Source organism: Pseudomonas sp. AFG_SD02_1510_Pfu_092, assembly GCF_003331055.1.
GTDB lineage: Bacteria > Pseudomonadota > Gammaproteobacteria > Pseudomonadales > Pseudomonadaceae > Aquipseudomonas.
Genome location: NZ_PUQD01000009.1, coordinates 85,330 through 102,361 on the forward strand (window position 1 = coordinate 85,330; position 17,032 = coordinate 102,361).

Below are 17,032 nucleotides of genomic sequence, written 5' to 3' on the forward strand. Positions count from 1 at the left end.
TCAGGCCTCCGCCATCAGTTGCCGCCGTTCGCTTTCCACGCGCTCGACTTCCTCGGCGGTGACGTAGTACTCGGTATGCGGGTCGTAGCTGCGCACGATCAGCGTCGCCACGGTGGCCAGCAGGCTGACGATCACCAGCCACCAGATGTGCCAGACCAGGGCGAAGCCCAGCACCGTGGCGAGGGCCCCGAGTACCACGCCGAGGCTGGTGTTGCAGGGCATGTGGATCTTGCGGAAATCCGCTTCAACCAGGGTTTTCAGGCCTTTTTCCTTCATCCCCCAGTAAGCGTCGATACCCTGTACCACAGGTTGTTCGGCAAAGTTGTAGAACGGCGGTGGCGAGGCGGTCGCCCATTCCAGGGTGCGGCCATCCCAGGGGTCGCCGGTATGGTCGCGGTTCTCGTGGCGCTTGCGGATGCTCACCACCAGCTGCATCGCCTGGCAGGCCACGCCGCACAGGATGATCAGCACACCGAGCATTTCCAGCAGCAGGAACGGCCGCCATTCCGGCACATCGAAATGGTTCAGACGCCGGGTCATGCCCATGAAGCCGAGGAAATACGACGGCATGAAGGCGAAGTAGAAGCCGACCAGCCAGCACCAGAACGCCGCGCGGCCCAGCGGGTCGTAGAGCTTGAAACCGAACGCCTTGGGGAACCAGTAGGTCAGCCCGCACAGGTAGCCGAACACCGCACCGCCAATGATCACGTTATGGAAGTGCGCGATCAGGAACAGGCTGTTGTGCAGCAGAAAGTCCGCCCCCGGCACCGCCAGCAGCACGCCGGTCATGCCGCCGATGCTGAAAGTGACGATGAAACCCACCGTCCACAGCATCGGGGTTTCGAAGCGCACACGCCCGCGGTACATGGTGAACAGCCAGGTGAAGATTTTCACCCCGGTGGGCACGGCAATGATCATGGTCATGATGCCGAAGAAGGCATTCACGTTCGGCCCGGCGCCCATGGTGAAGAAGTGGTGCACCCAGACGATGAACGACAGCACGGTGATGACGATGGTCGCCCACACCAGCGAGTAGTAACCGAACAGCCGCTTGCGCGAGAAGGTCGACGCCACTTCGGAAAAGATACCGAACGCCGGCAGGATCAGGATGTACACCTCCGGGTGGCCCCAGGCCCAGATCAGGTTGATGTACATCATCGGGTTGCCGCCCAGCTCGTTGGTGAAGAAGTGCATGCCCAGGTAGCGGTCCAGGGTGAGCATGAACAGCGTCGCGGTGAGGATCGGGAAGGCCGCCAGAATCAGGATCGAGGTGCACAGCACGGTCCAGGTGAACACCGGTATGCGGAACAAGGTCATGCCGGTGGTGCGCATCTTGAGGATGGTGACGAAGAAATTCAGGCCGGTGAGCAACGTTCCCACCCCGGATATCTGCAGCGACCAGATGTAGTAGTCCACCCCGACGCCGGGGCTGTAGCCGATACCGGAAAGCGGTGGATAGGCGACCCAGCCGGTGCGGGCGAACTCACCGATGCCGAGGGAAATATTGACCAGCAACGCACCGGAAACGAACAGCCAGAAACTGACGGCATTGAGGAACGGGTAGGCCACGTCGCGGGCGCCGATCTGCAGCGGTACCACGATGTTCATCAGGCCGACCACGAACGGCATGGCCATGAAGAAGATCATGATCACCCCGTGGGCGGTGAAGATCTGGTCGTAGTGCTCGGGCGGCAGGTAGCCGGGCGAGCCGTCCGAGGCCATGGCCTGCTGGGTGCGCATCATCAGCGCGTCGGCGAAGCCGCGCAGCAGCATGACCAGCGCGACGACGATGTACATCACGCCGATGCGCTTGTGATCGACCGAGGTGAACCACTCCGTCCACAGGTATTTCCACTTGCGCTTCCAGGTAATCGCCGCCACGCCGCCGAAGCCGATCAGCCCGACCACCGCCAGGGTGTACATGATGATGGGCTCGCCCAGCGGGATCGCATCCCAGGTCAGTTTTCCGAACATGTGCGTTACTCCTTGCCGGGTTGCTGCGCAGCGGCTTGTGGGTCGCCCAGGCGCCGCTCGACTTCGCGTGAGCGGTTGACGCCCTGGTACTTGTCGATCAGTTTCTGGAACAGTTGCGCATCCACCGCGGCGTAGTGCTCCACCGGGTGGGCGACGCTGGGCCGGGCCAGTTGCGTGTAGCTGGCCTGGTCGAGCTGGCGTTGCGAGCTTCGCACCTTGGCCACCCAGGCATCGAAGCCGGCCTGGTCGAGGGCGAGGGCCTTGAAGTGCATGTCGGAAAAACCGGGGCCGTTGTAGTTGGCGGCAATGCCGGTATAGCTGCCGCGGTGGTTGGCGATCAGGTGCAGTTGCGTCTGCATGCCGGCCATGGCGTAGATCTGCCCGCCCAGCGCCGGGATGAAGAACGAGGTGATGGCGCCGTCCGCGGTCACCCGGAAGTCCACCGGGGTGTCCACCGGCATGGCCAGTTCGTTGACCGAGGCAATGCCCAGTTCGGGGTAGATGAACAGCCATTTCCAGTCGATGGCGATTACCTGTACCTGGATCGGGCGGGCGTCGGACTGCAGCGGGCGGTATGGGTCCAGGGCGTGGGTGGAGCGCCAGGTGACGATGCCGAGCACGATGATGATGACCAGCGGCACGCCCCACACCACACACTCGATCACCCGCGAGTGGCTCCACTCCGGTGTGTACCGGGCCTTCAGGTTGGAGGCCCGGTAATGCACCGAGAACACCAGCGCCAGGACCATTACCGGGATCACCACGATCAGCATCAGCAGGGTCGCGAGGATGATCAGGTTGCGCTGTTCCAGGCCGACCTGGCCCTTGGGGTTGAACAGCACCATGTCGCACCCTGCCAACTGCAACGCGACCGCTCCCAGCACCAGCAGGCCGACCAGCCTGGCGGCTTGCGCATATCCCTTCGCCATGATCTTGCCCCGTATTGTGTTACCGAATGTTCAGGCTTGTTGCGTTAGAAGAAGGGCGGGCGGCAGAAGGTTGTATGGAATGTGTGCATTGGCGACGAGTGGTGCTCGGCCGCTGGCGCAGGCGCCTGGCTTGGCCGGCTGTCTGATGGCGCGGATTGTTTTGGCACTGGCCAGGGTAGACCGAGGCCTATGGAAGACAACACCGACGAGGGCAGCCCCATGAAGAAAAGAGGCGAGACGTACCGTAAATGGCGCGATCCGATCCTGCATCATCAGGTCCACGAGGAAACCCTCGGCGATGGCACGTGCCTGGAGGTCCAGACACGGCTGTCACGTACCGGGGCGACGCAGCTGTTCATCGGCGTGTATCGGGCTGATGGCACGGCGCTGTACGAGCGGGCCTACGCCCAGCGCGCCGGCGAAACCATGAGCCGCGCGCTGGTCTGGGGGGTGGGGTATGCACGGCGGGTGGCCAGCGAGGGCCGGGCGTTCAACGCCGAGCCGCTGGGCAACTGAGGCTCAGCCGTCGGATTGCTCCTCCGGTGGCACCTGGTCGTCCTGCCAGTCGGGTGCCTCCTGTTCCGGCTCGGGCTTGGGTACCGGCTCGCCGGGGTTGTGCGGGACATCATCGACATACGGGTCGGGGTGGTTGGGGTTGGTCATGGCGTGTTTCCTCCAAAAGGGCTTACCCGGGTTAGCGGTCGCCGTGGATGGTCAGCCCGGTTCCATGGCGGTGTTCTTCTTCCAGCCGCGCAGGTTCATGGCGCACAGGCAGACCTGCAGGATGATCAGCGCCCAGGCCTGGGCCTGCCAGCCCCACACTGCCCACAGCAGGTTGCTGCCGATGAAGCAGCAGAAACCCAGCTTGCGGCGGCCGGGGCGGCGCGAGCCGATGCACCAGGCGGCAAGCACCGTCAGGGCCATGGCAGGCCATTCGAGAAAGTCGATCCAGTATTCCATCAAGCGGTTCCACAACGGGCTGAAAGCGATACCTGCGCGCCTGGTGAGGCGCGCAGGCGGGCGTCAGGCGGCGCTCTGTTCGCCTTTGAGCAGTTTCTTCTGCGCCTCCATGGCCTGGCCCATCTCGTCCAGCGCCTGTTTGCCCAGCAGTTTGCGAGCGGTCGGGAACAGCTCGCTTTCCTCTTCCTCGATATGGTGCTCCAGCAGTTCTTTCAGCACCTTGACCCGGCCGGCGAATTCGACGGTGGCGGTTTCTGTCTGCAGCAGGTCGGGTAGCACCAGCGAGTCGACGGTGCGGTGCTCCTCCTTGGCCTCGTAGTACATTTTCTCTTCTTCCTTGCCGCCGGCCTGTTTGATGGCCGGGTACAGGATTTCTTCTTCGAGGGCGGTATGAATGGTCACCTCCTGCTTGATGCGCTCAAGCAGCTCGGCGCGTTTTTTCACCGCGCGCTCGGTGGTGGAGGACAGCTCTTCCAGCAGTTTTTTCACCAGTTGATGGTCCTGGGTCAGCAGTTCGATCGCGTTCATGAAACACCTCTTCGGGCTCGGAAAAGTCACGGTTGCCTTCGATGGAGTGAGGTGCAAGCGGCAAGGTTCAAAGCGTTTGACCAGCGCACCGGGCGCAGCCGTGGGCGCCGGCGATGACCACCGGGTCAGAATTAATGAATCTTTTTCCGCGGGGCAGGCTCCATTAGCCTGAATCGAAGAAGGAGAGTCCAATGGCAGGACAGCAGTTGTTTGTGATCGAGTACGAGCTTCACGGGGAATTTCGCACCTTCATCATCCGCCAGGAACGCATGGATAACGCCGAGGCCTGGCACTGGGCCAGTTGCGATGCCGGTGTGGGGATCATCCCACGGTTTGGCCAGCACAAGATCAAGAAGGTCAGCCGGCCGATGGCCGAGCGCTATGGCCTTGCCAATGTGCGTTGGCGCGCCTCGGGGCAGGGCCCCGAATTCGTCGCGCCACCGATCGATGTGAAGAAATTCTCCAACGGGACTGCCGGAGAGGCCTGAAGCGCTTCTCTGGCCTGAAAGATCGGGGTCGCGCTGCGGCCTCGATTGCTGAGGACATGTTTGTGGAGATACAACCGCTACTCGATGCCTTGTTGCTGGCGCGCGGTCCGGGCGGCCAGGAAGACGAGGTCCGGGCAATCGCCCAGCGCGCACTGGCCAGCTGTTGCGAAGAGGTCCACTGCGACAACGCAGGTAACCTGGTCGGGGTCATTCGCGCAGCGGCCCCAGCCGACCCTGCTACGGCGATACGGGTCATGGCCCATCTGGACGAGATCGCCATGATCGTCAAGAAGGTCAGGCCGGATGGCAACCTCGAGGTGCTGGCGCTGGGCGGCGCGCAGCCCATCAGTTTCGGCGTCTGCCCGGTCGATATCCTGGCTGAACGGCAGGTGCTGCCGGGGGTGCTGTCCTACGGTTCGATGCACAACAGCGGGCAGTCCGGGGCCGGGCGCGATGTGCTGTCCGGCGCCGTGCAATGGAAGGATGTCTACGTCGTCACGCGCATGACCCCGCAGGCCCTGGAGCAGGCCGGGGTGCGTGCAGGCACGCGGGTGGTACTGAGCCAGCACTGGCGACAGCCGTTCAAGGTGCAGGACTGTATCGCGGCCCATTTTCTCGACGACCGGGCGCCACTGGCAGCGGTAGTCCAGTGCGCGCAGCTGCTTTGTCAGCGACGCAGCGAACTGCGCCAGGACGTGTGGTTCGTGCTGACCACACTGGAGGAAGAATCCAACGCCGGTGCCATGTATGCGGCATCCAGGCTACCCGGCGATACCACCATCGCGGTGGAAGTCGGGCCGGTGCTGGATGAGTATGCCACCCGGCTGTGCGCCGACCCGATCATCAATACCGGCGACCAGAAAGGTTATTACAGCCGCAGCGTGGTGCAGGCCCTGATCGCCGCGACGCGCCGGGCAGGCTACACGCCGCAGCCGGCGCTGCTGGTCGACTTTGCCTCCGACGCGAGTGCGGTGCTGAGTTCGGGTACCGATGCGCGGGCAGGCTGCATTGCCATCCCGACGGAAAACACCCACGGTTTCGAAATGGTCCTGGTGGAGGGGATCAGCGCCTGTGCCGGCAGCTTGCTGGAGTATCTGCTGCAGCCGCACGCGGCTGTCACTCCTGAGGAATGACCGAGATCTTGCCGTTGCGTTCGACGATGGCGAACTTGATCTGCTCGACCCTTTCGATGCCTTGGCTGTCCCGCGCTGATTCGAGAATGTCGTCCTCGGTCAGCCGGGCCCGGCGCATGCGTTGGTGAAGAAAGCGCCCCTGCTCGACGACCAGGGTGGCATGGCCATCCACCAGCCGCGCCAGGCGCCTGGAATTGAGCTTGGCCAGGGACAGGCCGACATCCAGGGCGATCAGCGTGGCGATCACCAGCATCGCATTGGTGAAGGAAAAGTCTTCGCCCAGCAAGGCCTGCTGGGTCGCTTCGCCGATGATCAGCAGCAAGACGAAATCGAAGGTGGTGAGGTCGGCCAGCGAGCGCCTGCCGGCCACGCGAAACAGCAGCATCAGGGCGACGTACATGCCTGCTGCGCGGAGAATCGAGTCCATGTCGAGCTCCTAGGGGAAAAGGAAGGTGGAGAAGCGTACCGCGCTGCTTTCGCCGGCCCTGACCACGCCCTCGAGGGTGCCGACATGTTCGCTGCGCAGGGTCAGGTAGAGGGTGGCGATACCGTCCTTGCTGGTACCCAGCTGCAGCAGCAGCGACTTGCCGTGGGACAATGACTGTTGCGGCTCGGGCTGCAGGGTCTCGATGCTGGCTTCACGTAGCAGTGTGCCGCCCAGCAGCACCATCACCGGCTTGCCTGCGCTGCCGTGAACGGTGATGCGCAGGTTGTCGGTGGTGCCGCTGCGGCTCAGTCGCTGATACTCGACCTGGACGCGGCCGTCTTCACTGGTGACCTGGGCATCGCTGAGCGGGCCGTTGCCGAACAAGCCGGCCAGGGCCAGCAGCACGATAAGCACCAGCACGTACCATCCCACCCGCTCGAAGCGCCACACGCGCTGCTGCATGCGCATGTCTTCCTCGACCGGGTGGCACCTGGAGACCAGTTCGTCTTCGCTCATGGCGTCAGCCCTCAGGCGCGTTCACCGCGCAACCAGCGTTGGTGGTAGGCCTGCAGGTGCGACAAGCCGTAAAGCGCGCTTTGCCGAATGACATCGGCGCGTTCGCCAAAAAAGCGCTGGCTACGGGTGAACACGGCCAGCGGCTCCCCGGCAAATGCCCAGGCAAAACACACCGTGCCCGGGGCGATGGCACCCTGCGGCTCGGGCCCGGCGACCCCGGTGCTGGCGATGGCCACGCTGGCGTCGCTGTCTTTCAGGGCGCCCAAGGCCATTTCCCAGGCCACTGCCTCGCTGGTCAGGCCGTAGCGTTCGATGGTTTGCGGGTTGACCCCGAGCAGGCGTTTCTTGGCGCTGGGCGAGTACACCACATAGCCGCTTTCCAGCACTTCGCCGGTGCCGGGGACCGCCGCCAGCAGCGCGACCATGGCGCCGGCGGTGCAGGACTCGGCGGTGGTCAGGAGCAGCTTGTGGGCCTTGAGGTAATCAAGGGCCTCGATTACAGGGTCGTTTGCCATGGCAGCTCACTCATGCGTCGTTTTGTGGTGGACGTGTTTCTACGGCGGTTGGTTCATTGCGTGTGGGCCACCTGTCATGGGCGGGCAAAGCTGGCTGAACTTTGCCTGGGCTGGCGGCTTCCTCTTAAGTAGGAGGGTGGCGCAAGACATGCACCACCGCCGGTTCAACCAGAGGAGAGGCGATCATGACCGAGCCCGTAACCTATTTCTGGATCGCCGTGGCGGCGATCATTCTGTTGGTCGATCTGTGGGCCATTGTCAGTGTGTTCCGCAGCGACAAGACCGATGTGACCAAGGCGATGTGGGCCTTGCTGCTGTTGGCGCTGCCGGTGGTCGGCCTGGCCATTTGGGGCGTGCTCGGGCCGCGTGGCATCAAGCGCGGCACTGGGCCGTCTTCGCCGGAACACAGCAAGGGATAGGAGGTGGACATGAACCAGCAATCGACGCCCGCGCGCAGCGAGCCCCAGGGGGAGCAGGAGCGCGACAACGATGCCCAGCGCCCCGATGGCTCGACGGGTACGGCGCATGATTCCACGGCGCAGAAAACCGCGCGGGAAGCGCCACGGCGCAAGCGCTGAACTCGCTGTTGCCAGAGCTGGCAAGAACCCTGTGGGAGCAACTGTCTTGCTCAATTTCTAAAAGCTGGCGCGATCCCTGTGGGAGCGGGTTCACCCGCGAAGCAGGCAACGCGGTGGATGGCACCGGCTGTGCCGGTGTTCGCGGCTAAAGCCGCTCTCACAGGGATCGCGCCAGTATTCAGAAATTGAGCAAGACAGTTGTTCCCACAGGTAAGCGGACTACTGCCATGCAGCTCTGCAGCCTCGGACACCACCCTTTCACATGCCAGGAGCCCCCGCGTGCCGCGCATCATCACTCCCTCCACACCGGAACACGAAATCACCGAGCACAACGCCCGCATGTTCGGTTCGCCCAAGGAGCGGCTGGATTTCTACCGCAAGGAGATCCAGTACGAAACCAGCATTCTGGCCAACCGCACCGACGCCTACCTCGCCGCGCAGTCGTTTCTGGTGATCGCCTTCGTGTCGTCGATGGGTAACCTCAACCAGAGCTGGGGCGAGATGTTCACCCTTATCGTGCCACCGTTCCTCGCCCTGCTCGGTGTGCTCAGTTCGCTCAACGCCTGGCCGGGTATTCGCGCGGCCTACAAGATCATCGAGCACTGGCAGTTGAAGCAGAGCCACCTGCTGCGCAGCGAGCCGCTGATGGGCCTGGCCTACGATGAATCGCCGCTGTTCAGCGAGGCCGAGACCTCGCTGGCCGGGCACCGCAAGTCATTGCTGTTTTCCCTGCGCACGCCGTGGATCTTCCTGGTGTTCTGGCTGGTGCTCGGCGCCTACGCCGTGTTCATCCAGCTGGCATGAGCCTGCGGCCCCCTCCGCCGGGGGGGGGCTGGTGCGGGTTCAGCGGCGGGCACGGCGCAATAGCGCGAACGCGCAACCACCCAACAGCAGCATGGCCGCAACGCTCAACACGCCAGGCCGGTTGGGCCGTTTATGGCGCCCGGCAGGCTGTGCCGCGCGGTCAGCGTCGGCTGTCGAAGCTGCCGCCTCGGCATCGATACGGCTCAGTTGCAGGCGCGTACCGTCGACCAGGATCAAAGTCAGGTCTTTGATGTCGCCTGCCGCGCGGCCGGGGAACACCGGTTCGCCGGTGGCATCGAGCGCGTCGTAGATGAACCGTTGCCCCTCCAGCCAGCCGAGGGCAGTCAGCAGTTCAGGCCCCAGGTAATATTTGCCATCCAGGAAGAACCCGGGAAACTGGTGCACCCGTTCAAGGTTCTCCACCTGGTAGCGTTCGCCCGGCTTCATGCCGGTTGCCGGGTCGATCATGGCTGCGTCCCCGCGAAGGCGTGGTCAGGCCCCAAAGTGCCGGCGGCAGCGCCCGGCACGAGGATGACCTTGCGGCAATCGTCCTGCTTCTGGTCGAACATCTTGTAGCCCATGGCCGCTTCTTCCAGGGCCAGGCGGTGGGTGACGATCAGTTCCGGCTGCAGGCGCCCGGCCTCGATGTGCTCGAGCAGTTCCGGCAGAAACTTCTGCACGTGGGTCTGGCCCATCTTGAAGGTGAGCCCCTTGTCGAAAGCGTCACCGAACATGAAGGCATGGATGAAACCGGCGTACACCCCCGGCACGCTGACCACACCGCCGCGGCGCACGGCGGCGATACTCTGGCGCAGCGCCTTGCCGCTGCTGCCTTCGATCTTCAGCGTGGTCAGCACCGTTTCGGTGGTGCTGCCCTTGGCCTCGAAGCCGACCGCATCGATCACCGCATCGACCCCGCGCATGCCAGGGGTAAGACGAATGATGCTGTCGGCCGGGTCGTCATCCTGCTCGAAATTGATCGGCACCACGCCGTAGGCATCACGGGCGAAGGCCAGCCGGTAGTCGTTGTCATCGACCATGAAGATCGTCTGCGCGCCGAGCATGCGTGCGCAGGCCGCGCTCAGCAGGCCGACCGGCCCGGCGCCGTAGATGGCGACCGTGGAACCCTGGCCGATCTGGGCATTGGTGACCGCCTGCCAGGCCGTGGGCAGGATGTCCGAGAGGAACAGCACCTTGTCGTCCGGCAGGGCGCTGGGCACTTTGAACGGGCCGGTGTTGGCCTTGGGCACCCGGACGAAATCGGCCTGGCCGCCGGGCACGCCACCGTACAGGTGGCTATAGCCAAACAGCGCCGCACCTGGCGGAATGCCTTTTTTGTTGAGGATCGCGCCACGGCCGGTGTTGGTGGTTTCGCAGGCAGCGAACTGCTCCAGCTGGCAGAAGAAGCAACTGCCGCAGGCGATCACGAACGGAATCACCACGCGGTCGCCGACCTGCAGGTTGGTCACGCCGCGGCCGGTCTCCTCGACGATGCCCATGAACTCGTGGCCGAAGATATCGCCAGGTTCGGTCTGCGGAATCTTGCCGTGATAGAGGTGCAGGTCGGAGCCGCAGATGGCGGTGGCGGTGACCCGCAGGATGATGTCGTCCTCGTCCTGGAGGATCGGGTCGGGGACGTTGTCGACCCTGACGTCCTGGCTGCCGTGGTATGTCAATGCTCTCATGGGTTCAGCTCCTGCAATAGCGGGTGGGGGAAATGCTCTATGCAGGGGAAGTCGGGGCGGGCGGTAAAGTTCAGGCGGAATCATCCAGTGGCGATGCCGGGCGCCGTCGGCCCCAGCCAAGTGAACCTTGCCCGGTGGGTGCGCTCGACTGACAAACAGCGTACGGACCGCCTTCATGAATGCACTCACCGAGCAGATCAGCATCGAGCAGCGCCGGCTCGAAGCAATCAATCGTTGGTTCCTGCTGTTCGACGACCTGGAACGCCGCCGCGAGTGCCCCAGCAGCCATCACGAAGAATTGCTGCGCCAGGCCGATGAAATGGATCGCCTCGGCCTGGTGCCGTGGCAGCAATGGCGCGATTTGCGGCGGCTGGCCGATCGCGCGTTTCTCAAGGCCATCGCTGGCGCGGATTACCACCCTCGCTGACACCCGCGGGTGGCCGCAGGCCATGAATTACCGGGGTGCCGTTCATTAGTTCGGCGGGCAACTGTCACAGATCATCGCGACTGAACTTGACGCAACATCGCCACGTCCCTCCCATGAATGCCTGCGGAAATCCGGCATTTGTCCACCACCAGCTACGAGGGCGTAATGATGGAAAAGACCGATCAAAGCTCGACCTCTTCACCCCAGCGCGGCCAGGACCATGTGCACGCCATCGGTGAAGAAGCCGGGGCACTGCTGGGCGAAGCCAGGCAGAAAGGTAGCGAGCAGCTGGAGCACTACCGCGACAGCGCCGCCGATCAGCTCGACTCGCTGCAACAAGGGGCGCGCTCGGCGGCAGCGGCACTGCAAGACAACGACAGCCTGGGCCTGTCCCAGTACCTGACCCAGGCGGCGGAGTGCGTCGGTGAGTTTGCCGAGCAGGTGCGCCACGAAAGTGCCGAAAGCCTGTTGCAGCGCGGCGCGCAGTTGGCCAAGAGCAACCCGGCGCTGTTTTTGGCCGGCAGCGTGGCAGTCGGCTTTGCCATCTCGCGTTTCATGCGAGCCAGCGCCAGCCATGCCACCTCTGCCACCCCCGCAACGGCCAGCGCCGGGGAGGGCTTGAGCGAACAACGGCATGCGCAACCGGTGGTGCCCGACCGGGGCAGTGACGTATCCACCCGCGAACCCTACACCCCCGTCGACCCGACCGGGCCGGGTGCCGGCACGCCGGTCACTGGCAGCCCGTTCGAGCGCGACGCGCTCAAAGGAGGCGAATGATGAACAAGGACTCTTTGCACACGACCCCAGGCGTGCACACGCCGGCTGACGACCCGGTCGGTGTCGGCGGCCTGCTGCGCCAGTTGATGCGCGAGGTACCAGAGCTGTTCACCAAGGAACTGGCCCTGGCCAAGGCCGAGCTGCAGCACAACCTGGCCACCCTCAAGGCCGGTACCGCAGCGGTGGCGGCCGGCGCCATCGTGGTGCTGGCGGGCTTCGTCATCCTGTTGCTGGCGGCGGTCTATGCGCTTGCGCTGGTCGTCCAGCCCTGGCTGGCGGCACTGATCGTCGGTGCGGTGACGGTGGTGATCGGCTTCATCATGCTGCAGTCGGGCAAAAAGCAGTTCGAACCTGGCCATCTGGCCCCTGACCGTACCCTGCATGCCATGCAGCAGGACAAGGACACGCTGAAGAGGAAACTGCCATGACCACGGCCTTCGAACATGAAGCACACAAGGACCCGGACCTGCTGGAGCAGGAAATCAACGCCAAGCGCGAGCACATCAGCGACCTGGTAGACGCCCTGGAGCAGCGCCTCAGCCCGGGCCAGATGGTCGACCGGGTGCTGGCCTATGCCAAGGGTAACGGCGGTGAGTTCTGCCACAACCTGGGCACCACCCTGAAGAACAACCCGGTGCCTGCCACCCTGACCGTGCTGGGCCTGGCGTGGCTGGGGCTGAACCAGAACCGCCCATTCAACCCGGGGCCGGTGCACCAGGGGCCGGGCCTTGGCGACAAGCTGGGGGAGGCGGTGGAAACGGTCAAGGGCGCCTTCGCCTCGGCAGGCGAGGCGATGCACGATGCCAACCAGAAAGTGCGCATGAAGGCGCATGACATGCGCGACCGGGCCAGTGAACTTGGCAGTGGTGCGCGCGAGTCCGTGGGCGCATCCGCCGATAGCTTGCGCAGTTCCGCGCACAAGGTCGGTGACCAGGCGAGCGCAGTGAAAAGCCAGTTCGATCATTTGCTGCAGGAGCAGCCGCTGGTGTTGGCCGCCCTGGGCATTGCACTGGGTGCTGCGTTGGGGGCGGCGCTACCCGCTACCCGCAAGGAAGACCAGCTGATGGGCGCGGCCAGTGACCAGCTGACCGACACGCTCAAGGCCAAAGGCAGCGAGGTCAAGGCGTCGGTCGCGCAGTCCCTGGAGGAAAGTGCAGGCAAAGCGCCGACCCAGCCAGGGCGCAGCACCGACGGCTCCGACCTGTCATCCGGGCTGGGCTTTACTTCCTGAGGCGTCCGGTACCAGCCCCTTCCGCCTGTGCTGAAGGGGTCGGTGCCTGGTGCGTATCGCGGGTCCGTGTCAGGCGGCTTCCTCGGCCAGGCGCTTGAGCAACGCTTTGGCCGCCGCTTCGGAAGACGCCGGGTTCTGCCCGGTGATCAAATGGCCATCTTCGACCACATGGCTTGCCCAGTCCGCCGCTTTCGAATACTCCCCGCCGTTGCCCTTGAGCATGTCTTCCACCAGGAAGGGCACCACCTCGGTCAGCCCGACCGCCTGTTCCTCGCTATTGGCAAAACCGGTCACGCGTTTGCCCTTGACCACCGGGTGCCCGTCGGGTGCCTTCACGTTTTTCAGCACGCCCGGTGCGTGGCACACGGCAGCGATCGGCTTGTTGGCGGCATAGAACGCTTCCAGCAGGGTACGCGAGTTCTCGTCTTCGGCCAGGTCCCACAGCGGCCCGTGGCCGCCGGGGTAGAACACCGCATCGAAGTGGTAGGGGTCGATTTCGCCGAGCGGTACCGTGTCGGCCAGCGCCATCTGCCCTTCGGTGTCGCGGGCGAAGCGCCGGGTGGCCGCGGTCTGGGCGTCGGCTTCGTCGCTTTTCGGGTCCAGTGGTGGCTGGCCGCCCTTGGGCGAGGCGAGGGTGACGTCGGCGTCGGCATCGACAAACACGTAGTAGGGCGCAGCGAACTCCTCCAGCCAGAAACCGGTTTGCTTGCCGGTGTCGCCCAGCTGGTCATGGGAGGTCAGCACCATCAGGATCTTTTTCATGCAGGCCTTTCTCCGAAAGCAAGGGCAGGGCGCCGCTCGCCCTGCATTACTGTGGGAGGGTGGTGCACGGCAAGCGTTCCATCAGCTTGCCGGAACCATGGCCGCGGCGCGGCTGCCGAATGCAGGCAAACGACAACCGGGGGTCGCAATGCCAAATCTTCCTGTCATCGGGGTCACTGCCTGTTCCTACACGGTGGGCCCGCATGCGGTGCAATTGAACGACGACAAGAATGCGCGGGCGGTGGCCAGCGCGGCCAAAGGGTTGCCACTGATCCTGCCGATGTTCCCGGAACTGCTCGCTATCGATGACATCATCGATAGCCTGGACGGGTTGTTGTTCACCGGCTCGCCGTCGAACATCGAGCCGCACCACTACGACGGGCCGCCCAGCCCGCCCGGCACCCAGCACGATGCCGCGCGTGACCACCTGGCGTTGCCACTGTGGCGTGCGGCGGTTGCTGCAGGCCTGCCGGTGCTGGGCATCTGCCGAGGGTTCCAAGAGATGAACGTGGCCTTCGGCGGCAGCCTGGTGCAACAGTTGCACCAGCCCGGCGCCGAGCACGAGCCGCCGAGCAACGAACCGGTCGAAGACCAGTACGCACCGGTCCATCTGCTGACGGTGCGGCCCGGCGGGGTGCTGCAGCGGCTGGGCTTGCCGGAGGTGATCGAGGTCAATTCGGTGCACGGTCAAGGTATCGAGCGCGTTGGCGAAGGGCTGCGCATCGAAGCCGTGGCCGAGGACGGCCTGGTCGAGGCGCTGTCCGTGCAAGGCAGCCGGGCGTTTGCCCTGGGTGTGCAATGGCACCCGGAATGGCAGGTGATGTTTTACCCTCAGTACCTGGCGATCTTCCGCGCGTTTGGTGAAGCGTGCCGAGCCCGGGCGGCGCAGCGCCCCGGACGCTGCCGGCAAAAACTGAACATTGCCGCCAGCGAACCCTCCAATGGCAGGTGATCCGGAGGAATAGCCATGCAACCGCAAACCGAAGGGCTGGAAGAGCAGGGGCCGAGCAAGGTGCCGTTCATCAACGACCCACTAAAACCTTCGTCACCACCATTGAATGATGCCGATGCCACGGATGCCGACGAGGCAGAGCAGGACATTCAGGACGACGGCGAATCGCTGTGAACAGGAGCACCCCGGGCGCCAGGCGATGAAAGAGAACGTCAGCATGCCAGCCAGCTGCAGCCCACCGGCGACCCAATGTCAGGCGGCGGGCCTGCTGGCACTGGGCGCGCTGAGTGTGCTGGCCTCCGGGCTGGCGCCGCTTGACCGGGCCGATTGGCTGATCGAAAACGTCTTGCCGCTAGCGTTGTTGCTGGGCCTGGTGCTTACCCTGCGCCGCTGGCGGTTTTCGCTGGCGGCCTATCTGGGCATCCTTGGCCTGTTGCTGATTCATGAGCTGGGCGCGCACTACACCTATGCCAAGGTGCCTTACGACGCTTGGCTGGATACACTCACCGGGCACTCGCTGAATGCCTGGATGGGCTGGCAGCGCAATCAGTTCGACCGCCTGGTTCACCTGAGCTACGGCCTGTTGTTCACCCTGCCGATCCGCGAGCTGCTGCAACGGCAAAGCCCGCTGCGCGGTGGCTGGCTGGTGTTGTGCACGCTCGCCATGGTGCTTGCGACCTCGGCACTGTACGAACTGGTGGAGTGGGTCGGTGGCCAATACCTGGGCGACGACCAGGCGCAAGCCTTCCTGGCGACGCAGAAAGACCCGTGGGATGCGCAGAAGGACATGGCCCTGGCCTTGTTGGGTTCGCTGGTGTGCTTGCTGGGCCTGCGCATTGCGTCAGGCAAGCATCACGCTACGGCGCACTAGAAGTGAAAGATGGTATTTATTCGCGATTATTTCTCATTTACACTTGCCGCCTTTCTTCGCCGCCAGCCTTGCGCCAGGATGCAACGTGTCGTTCGAGCCCGCCAAACCGACGCTGCTGTCTACCTTGGTACGTCACTATGACGAGCTGGTGGACCACATTCGCCGCCGCTTCGGTGACCGAGGCATGGCCCGCGACATGGTGCATGATGTGTGCCTGCAGTTGCTCGAGCGCGGTGAGAAAGAAGACATCCGTGCGCCGCTGGCCTTGCTGCGCAAGATCTCCAGCGACACCGCCGTGAGCCATTACCGCAGCGAGCGCCGCCGGGGCGCCTGGGTCCAGGCGTTTGCCGAACTGCCGGAGGTGGCTTGCCCGGCAGCCACCCCGGCGCACCGGTATGATGCCGAGCGCGAACTGCAACTGCTGGCCGAGGCCATTGAACGTCTACCACCGCGCTGTCGAGCCGTTTTCATCATGCACAAGATTCACCAGATGCCGCAGGCCGAGGTCGCCGAACACCTGGGTCTTTCCATCAAGACCGTGGAAAAGCACCTGCGCCTGGGCGTGGCCGCATGCCGGCAGCGGCTTGGCCGTGACGAGGTGCAGGCATGACGGACAAGCCCGGGCAGGCGCCGCTGGACGACGCCTTGCAACGCCATCGCGAACAACTCAAGCAGTTGTTCCCGCTGCCGCCGGCCAGGCCTGCGAAAACCAGGGTGGCGAGTTCTGCGGCTACCGCGCTGGCGGTTGCGCTCAGCTTCGCCGCCTTGGCCTGGCTGAACCCCGCTTACGAGCGTGAGCATTTCGCTGCCGCTATCGGCGAGCGGCGCGCTGTACAGCTGAGCGATGGCAGCAAGCTGCTGCTCGACAGCGGCACCCAGGTCGATGTCAGTTGGCGGCTGCGCAGCCGTGAGGTCAGCCTGCGCGGCGGGCAAGCGCTGTTCGATGTGTCCTCGGCGGTGTACCGGCCGTTCGTGGTGCGCGCCGGGCTTACCGAGGTCGAGGTGCTCGGCACGCTGTTCAATGTTCGCCGCCTGGATAACGACGATGTTCGGGTGACGCTGGCGCGCGGGCGGGTGGATGTCGCTGTAGCGGCAGCCGCGCAACCGGCTGTGCAGCTTGTGCCGGGGCAGCAGGTCGACTCAATTGCTGGGCAGCTGCGGCCCGTGGCGAAGGTCGACGCTGCCAAGGCAATGGCCTGGAAGGACGAGCGCATCGTGTTCGAGCAGACACCGCTGGACGAGGCGGTGGCGGTGCTGCGTCGCTATCGCAAGGCTGCCATTCACCTGAACGACCCGAGCCTGGCCGGGTTGAAGGTGACGGGCGTGTTCGAGACGCGCAACGTCGAGCGGCTGCTGGCGCTGCTACCCAGCATCCTGCCGGTTGCCGTGCAGCAGCAAGGGGACGGCAGTGTGCTGATCCGCCGCAAAGCGGGGCAAAAATAATCGTCGGGCGCAGGTAGGGTTTTCCGGTTCGC

Annotated in this window: 25 protein-coding genes and 1 pseudogene; 15 read left to right on the plus strand and 11 right to left on the minus strand. The window is 64.4% G+C overall.

Going from position 1 to position 17,032, the window contains the following annotated elements:
* Window positions 1-1,974 (minus strand): cytochrome o ubiquinol oxidase subunit I, encoded by a 1,974-nt coding sequence (gene cyoB / locus C6A77_RS06775; protein ID WP_114168750.1) that lies wholly within the window; start codon window positions 1,972-1,974, stop codon window positions 1-3.
* Between the two features lie 5 nt (window positions 1,975-1,979).
* On the minus strand, window positions 1,980-2,903 hold the full coding sequence (gene cyoA, locus C6A77_RS06780; RefSeq protein WP_114168752.1) for a ubiquinol oxidase subunit II: 924 nt from the start codon (window positions 2,901-2,903) through the stop codon (window positions 1,980-1,982).
* Window positions 2,904-3,122: 219 nt separating this feature from the next.
* Here cyoA and C6A77_RS06785 point away from each other — a divergent pair, with 219 nt between their 5' ends.
* Window positions 3,123-3,419, plus strand: a complete 297-nt coding sequence (locus C6A77_RS06785; RefSeq protein ID WP_114168797.1) for a hypothetical protein — start codon at window positions 3,123-3,125, stop codon at window positions 3,417-3,419.
* A 3-nt stretch (window positions 3,420-3,422) separates the two neighbouring features.
* On the opposite strand, the gene C6A77_RS25500 is transcribed toward C6A77_RS06785, so the two are convergent.
* The 3 genes from C6A77_RS25500 to C6A77_RS06795 all read right to left on the minus strand — a co-directional run bounded on the left by C6A77_RS25500 (window position 3,423) and on the right by C6A77_RS06795 (window position 4,391).
* A complete protein-coding gene (locus tag C6A77_RS25500; RefSeq protein ID WP_161959652.1) occupies window positions 3,423-3,566 on the minus strand; it encodes a hypothetical protein in 144 nt (47 codons plus the stop codon).
* A gap of 51 nt (window positions 3,567-3,617) precedes the next feature.
* Window positions 3,618-3,863: a hypothetical protein gene (locus C6A77_RS06790; RefSeq protein WP_114168754.1), complete on the minus strand. Its 246-nt coding sequence runs from the start codon at window positions 3,861-3,863 to the stop codon at window positions 3,618-3,620.
* Between the two features lie 63 nt (window positions 3,864-3,926).
* On the minus strand, window positions 3,927-4,391 hold the full coding sequence (locus C6A77_RS06795) for a hemerythrin domain-containing protein (protein WP_114168756.1): 465 nt from the start codon (window positions 4,389-4,391) through the stop codon (window positions 3,927-3,929).
* Between the two features lie 191 nt (window positions 4,392-4,582).
* Between C6A77_RS06795 and C6A77_RS06800 the strand changes: the two genes are divergently transcribed.
* Both C6A77_RS06800 and C6A77_RS06805 read left to right on the plus strand, forming a co-directional pair.
* On the plus strand, window positions 4,583-4,879 hold the full coding sequence (locus C6A77_RS06800) for a DUF6555 family protein (protein ID WP_114168758.1): 297 nt from the start codon (window positions 4,583-4,585) through the stop codon (window positions 4,877-4,879).
* A gap of 56 nt (window positions 4,880-4,935) precedes the next feature.
* The gene (locus tag C6A77_RS06805; RefSeq protein WP_114168760.1) at window positions 4,936-6,012 is read left to right on the plus strand and encodes a M42 family peptidase; all 1,077 of its coding nucleotides are present in this window, start codon (window positions 4,936-4,938) and stop codon (window positions 6,010-6,012) included.
* Here the strand turns inward: C6A77_RS06805 and C6A77_RS06810 are convergent.
* The 3 genes from C6A77_RS06810 to C6A77_RS06820 are packed head-to-tail and all read right to left on the minus strand — an operon-like array spanning window position 5,996 to window position 7,470.
* Window positions 5,996-6,439: a YetF domain-containing protein gene (locus C6A77_RS06810; protein ID WP_114168761.1), complete on the minus strand. Its 444-nt coding sequence runs from the start codon at window positions 6,437-6,439 to the stop codon at window positions 5,996-5,998. The genes C6A77_RS06805 and C6A77_RS06810 overlap by 17 nt on opposite strands.
* A gap of 9 nt (window positions 6,440-6,448) precedes the next feature.
* Window positions 6,449-6,955: a hypothetical protein gene (locus tag C6A77_RS06815; RefSeq protein WP_114168763.1), complete on the minus strand. Its 507-nt coding sequence runs from the start codon at window positions 6,953-6,955 to the stop codon at window positions 6,449-6,451.
* Window positions 6,956-6,966: 11 nt separating this feature from the next.
* Entirely contained in the window at window positions 6,967-7,470 is a 504-nt protein-coding gene (locus tag C6A77_RS06820) for a CinA family protein (protein WP_114168765.1), read from the minus strand.
* Between the two features lie 185 nt (window positions 7,471-7,655).
* On the opposite strand from C6A77_RS06820, the gene C6A77_RS06825 reads away from it, so the two are divergent.
* From C6A77_RS06825 to C6A77_RS06835, 3 genes are all read left to right on the plus strand, one after another.
* Complete coding sequence (locus tag C6A77_RS06825; protein WP_114168766.1) at window positions 7,656-7,889, plus strand: PLDc N-terminal domain-containing protein; 234 nt, start codon at window positions 7,656-7,658, stop codon at window positions 7,887-7,889.
* 9 nt (window positions 7,890-7,898) lie between these two features.
* A complete protein-coding gene (locus C6A77_RS25690; RefSeq protein ID WP_164497657.1) occupies window positions 7,899-8,048 on the plus strand; it encodes a hypothetical protein in 150 nt (49 codons plus the stop codon).
* A 279-nt stretch (window positions 8,049-8,327) separates the two neighbouring features.
* Entirely contained in the window at window positions 8,328-8,852 is a 525-nt protein-coding gene (locus tag C6A77_RS06835) for a hypothetical protein (RefSeq protein WP_114168768.1), read from the plus strand.
* Between the two features lie 141 nt (window positions 8,853-8,993).
* Here the strand turns inward: C6A77_RS06835 and C6A77_RS06840 are convergent.
* Window positions 8,994-9,320, minus strand: a pseudogene (locus C6A77_RS06840) (short-chain dehydrogenase); the annotation flags it as partial.
* Window positions 9,317-10,537 (minus strand): zinc-dependent alcohol dehydrogenase, encoded by a 1,221-nt coding sequence (locus tag C6A77_RS06845; RefSeq protein ID WP_114168770.1) that lies wholly within the window; start codon window positions 10,535-10,537, stop codon window positions 9,317-9,319. The pseudogene C6A77_RS06840 and the gene C6A77_RS06845, both read right to left, overlap by 4 nt.
* A gap of 175 nt (window positions 10,538-10,712) precedes the next feature.
* Here C6A77_RS06845 and C6A77_RS06850 point away from each other — a divergent pair, with 175 nt between their 5' ends.
* The 4 genes from C6A77_RS06850 to C6A77_RS06865 all read left to right on the plus strand — a co-directional run bounded on the left by C6A77_RS06850 (window position 10,713) and on the right by C6A77_RS06865 (window position 12,972).
* Complete coding sequence (locus C6A77_RS06850; RefSeq protein ID WP_114168771.1) at window positions 10,713-10,964, plus strand: hypothetical protein; 252 nt, start codon at window positions 10,713-10,715, stop codon at window positions 10,962-10,964.
* 117 nt (window positions 10,965-11,081) lie between these two features.
* The gene (locus C6A77_RS06855; RefSeq protein WP_241507394.1) at window positions 11,082-11,741 is read left to right on the plus strand and encodes a hypothetical protein; all 660 of its coding nucleotides are present in this window, start codon (window positions 11,082-11,084) and stop codon (window positions 11,739-11,741) included.
* Window positions 11,741-12,169 carry a phage holin family protein gene (locus C6A77_RS06860; RefSeq protein ID WP_114168772.1) on the plus strand — a complete coding sequence of 143 codons (429 nt, stop codon included), beginning with the start codon at window positions 11,741-11,743 and terminating at the stop codon, window positions 12,167-12,169. The genes C6A77_RS06855 and C6A77_RS06860 overlap by 1 nt, the downstream gene beginning before the upstream one ends.
* The gene (locus tag C6A77_RS06865) at window positions 12,166-12,972 is read left to right on the plus strand and encodes a DUF3618 domain-containing protein (RefSeq protein WP_114168773.1); all 807 of its coding nucleotides are present in this window, start codon (window positions 12,166-12,168) and stop codon (window positions 12,970-12,972) included. The genes C6A77_RS06860 and C6A77_RS06865 overlap by 4 nt, the downstream gene beginning before the upstream one ends.
* 69 nt (window positions 12,973-13,041) lie before the next feature.
* Here the strand turns inward: C6A77_RS06865 and C6A77_RS06870 are convergent, their stop codons facing one another.
* Window positions 13,042-13,734, minus strand: coding sequence for a type 1 glutamine amidotransferase domain-containing protein (locus C6A77_RS06870; protein ID WP_114168774.1), 693 nt, complete (start codon window positions 13,732-13,734; stop codon window positions 13,042-13,044).
* 148 nt (window positions 13,735-13,882) lie between these two features.
* On the opposite strand from C6A77_RS06870, the gene C6A77_RS06875 reads away from it, so the two are divergent.
* The 5 genes from C6A77_RS06875 to C6A77_RS06890 all read left to right on the plus strand — a co-directional run bounded on the left by C6A77_RS06875 (window position 13,883) and on the right by C6A77_RS06890 (window position 17,000).
* Window positions 13,883-14,686 carry a gamma-glutamyl-gamma-aminobutyrate hydrolase family protein gene (locus C6A77_RS06875; RefSeq protein ID WP_114168775.1) on the plus strand — a complete coding sequence of 268 codons (804 nt, stop codon included), beginning with the start codon at window positions 13,883-13,885 and terminating at the stop codon, window positions 14,684-14,686.
* 15 nt (window positions 14,687-14,701) lie between these two features.
* Window positions 14,702-14,860: a hypothetical protein gene (locus tag C6A77_RS25695; RefSeq protein WP_164497659.1), complete on the plus strand. Its 159-nt coding sequence runs from the start codon at window positions 14,702-14,704 to the stop codon at window positions 14,858-14,860.
* Between the two features lie 43 nt (window positions 14,861-14,903).
* Window positions 14,904-15,557 (plus strand): DUF2238 domain-containing protein, encoded by a 654-nt coding sequence (locus C6A77_RS06880; RefSeq protein WP_114168799.1) that lies wholly within the window; start codon window positions 14,904-14,906, stop codon window positions 15,555-15,557.
* A gap of 85 nt (window positions 15,558-15,642) precedes the next feature.
* On the plus strand, window positions 15,643-16,167 hold the full coding sequence (locus C6A77_RS06885) for an RNA polymerase sigma factor (protein ID WP_114168776.1): 525 nt from the start codon (window positions 15,643-15,645) through the stop codon (window positions 16,165-16,167).
* Window positions 16,164-17,000 carry a FecR domain-containing protein gene (locus tag C6A77_RS06890; protein ID WP_114168777.1) on the plus strand — a complete coding sequence of 279 codons (837 nt, stop codon included), beginning with the start codon at window positions 16,164-16,166 and terminating at the stop codon, window positions 16,998-17,000. The genes C6A77_RS06885 and C6A77_RS06890 overlap by 4 nt, the downstream gene beginning before the upstream one ends.
* Window positions 17,001-17,032 lie beyond the last annotated feature (32 nt).

What these genes read in the sequence shown, in the direction of transcription:
- cyoB (WP_114168750.1), bottom strand. Translation starts at nt 1,974, where the DNA reads ATGTTCGGAAAACTGACCTGGGATGCGATCCCGCTGGGCGAGCCCATC.
- cyoA (WP_114168752.1), bottom strand. Translation starts at nt 2,903, where the DNA reads ATGGCGAAGGGATATGCGCAAGCCGCCAGGCTGGTCGGCCTGCTGGTG.
- C6A77_RS06785 (WP_114168797.1), top strand. Translation starts at nt 3,123, where the DNA reads ATGAAGAAAAGAGGCGAGACGTACCGTAAATGGCGCGATCCGATCCTG.
- C6A77_RS25500 (WP_161959652.1), bottom strand. Translation starts at nt 3,566, where the DNA reads ATGACCAACCCCAACCACCCCGACCCGTATGTCGATGATGTCCCGCAC.
- C6A77_RS06790 (WP_114168754.1), bottom strand. Translation starts at nt 3,863, where the DNA reads ATGGAATACTGGATCGACTTTCTCGAATGGCCTGCCATGGCCCTGACG.
- C6A77_RS06795 (WP_114168756.1), bottom strand. Translation starts at nt 4,391, where the DNA reads ATGAACGCGATCGAACTGCTGACCCAGGACCATCAACTGGTGAAAAAA.
- C6A77_RS06800 (WP_114168758.1), top strand. Translation starts at nt 4,583, where the DNA reads ATGGCAGGACAGCAGTTGTTTGTGATCGAGTACGAGCTTCACGGGGAA.
- C6A77_RS06805 (WP_114168760.1), top strand. Translation starts at nt 4,936, where the DNA reads ATGTTTGTGGAGATACAACCGCTACTCGATGCCTTGTTGCTGGCGCGC.
- C6A77_RS06810 (WP_114168761.1), bottom strand. Translation starts at nt 6,439, where the DNA reads ATGGACTCGATTCTCCGCGCAGCAGGCATGTACGTCGCCCTGATGCTG.
- C6A77_RS06815 (WP_114168763.1), bottom strand. Translation starts at nt 6,955, where the DNA reads ATGAGCGAAGACGAACTGGTCTCCAGGTGCCACCCGGTCGAGGAAGAC.
- C6A77_RS06820 (WP_114168765.1), bottom strand. Translation starts at nt 7,470, where the DNA reads ATGGCAAACGACCCTGTAATCGAGGCCCTTGATTACCTCAAGGCCCAC.
- C6A77_RS06825 (WP_114168766.1), top strand. Translation starts at nt 7,656, where the DNA reads ATGACCGAGCCCGTAACCTATTTCTGGATCGCCGTGGCGGCGATCATT.
- C6A77_RS25690 (WP_164497657.1), top strand. Translation starts at nt 7,899, where the DNA reads ATGAACCAGCAATCGACGCCCGCGCGCAGCGAGCCCCAGGGGGAGCAG.
- C6A77_RS06845 (WP_114168770.1), bottom strand. Translation starts at nt 10,537, where the DNA reads ATGAGAGCATTGACATACCACGGCAGCCAGGACGTCAGGGTCGACAAC.
- C6A77_RS06850 (WP_114168771.1), top strand. Translation starts at nt 10,713, where the DNA reads ATGAATGCACTCACCGAGCAGATCAGCATCGAGCAGCGCCGGCTCGAA.
- C6A77_RS06855 (WP_241507394.1), top strand. Translation starts at nt 11,082, where the DNA reads ATGCCTGCGGAAATCCGGCATTTGTCCACCACCAGCTACGAGGGCGTA.
- C6A77_RS06860 (WP_114168772.1), top strand. Translation starts at nt 11,741, where the DNA reads ATGAACAAGGACTCTTTGCACACGACCCCAGGCGTGCACACGCCGGCT.
- C6A77_RS06865 (WP_114168773.1), top strand. Translation starts at nt 12,166, where the DNA reads ATGACCACGGCCTTCGAACATGAAGCACACAAGGACCCGGACCTGCTG.
- C6A77_RS06870 (WP_114168774.1), bottom strand. Translation starts at nt 13,734, where the DNA reads ATGAAAAAGATCCTGATGGTGCTGACCTCCCATGACCAGCTGGGCGAC.
- C6A77_RS06875 (WP_114168775.1), top strand. Translation starts at nt 13,883, where the DNA reads ATGCCAAATCTTCCTGTCATCGGGGTCACTGCCTGTTCCTACACGGTG.
- C6A77_RS25695 (WP_164497659.1), top strand. Translation starts at nt 14,702, where the DNA reads ATGCAACCGCAAACCGAAGGGCTGGAAGAGCAGGGGCCGAGCAAGGTG.
- C6A77_RS06880 (WP_114168799.1), top strand. Translation starts at nt 14,904, where the DNA reads ATGCCAGCCAGCTGCAGCCCACCGGCGACCCAATGTCAGGCGGCGGGC.
- C6A77_RS06890 (WP_114168777.1), top strand. Translation starts at nt 16,164, where the DNA reads ATGACGGACAAGCCCGGGCAGGCGCCGCTGGACGACGCCTTGCAACGC.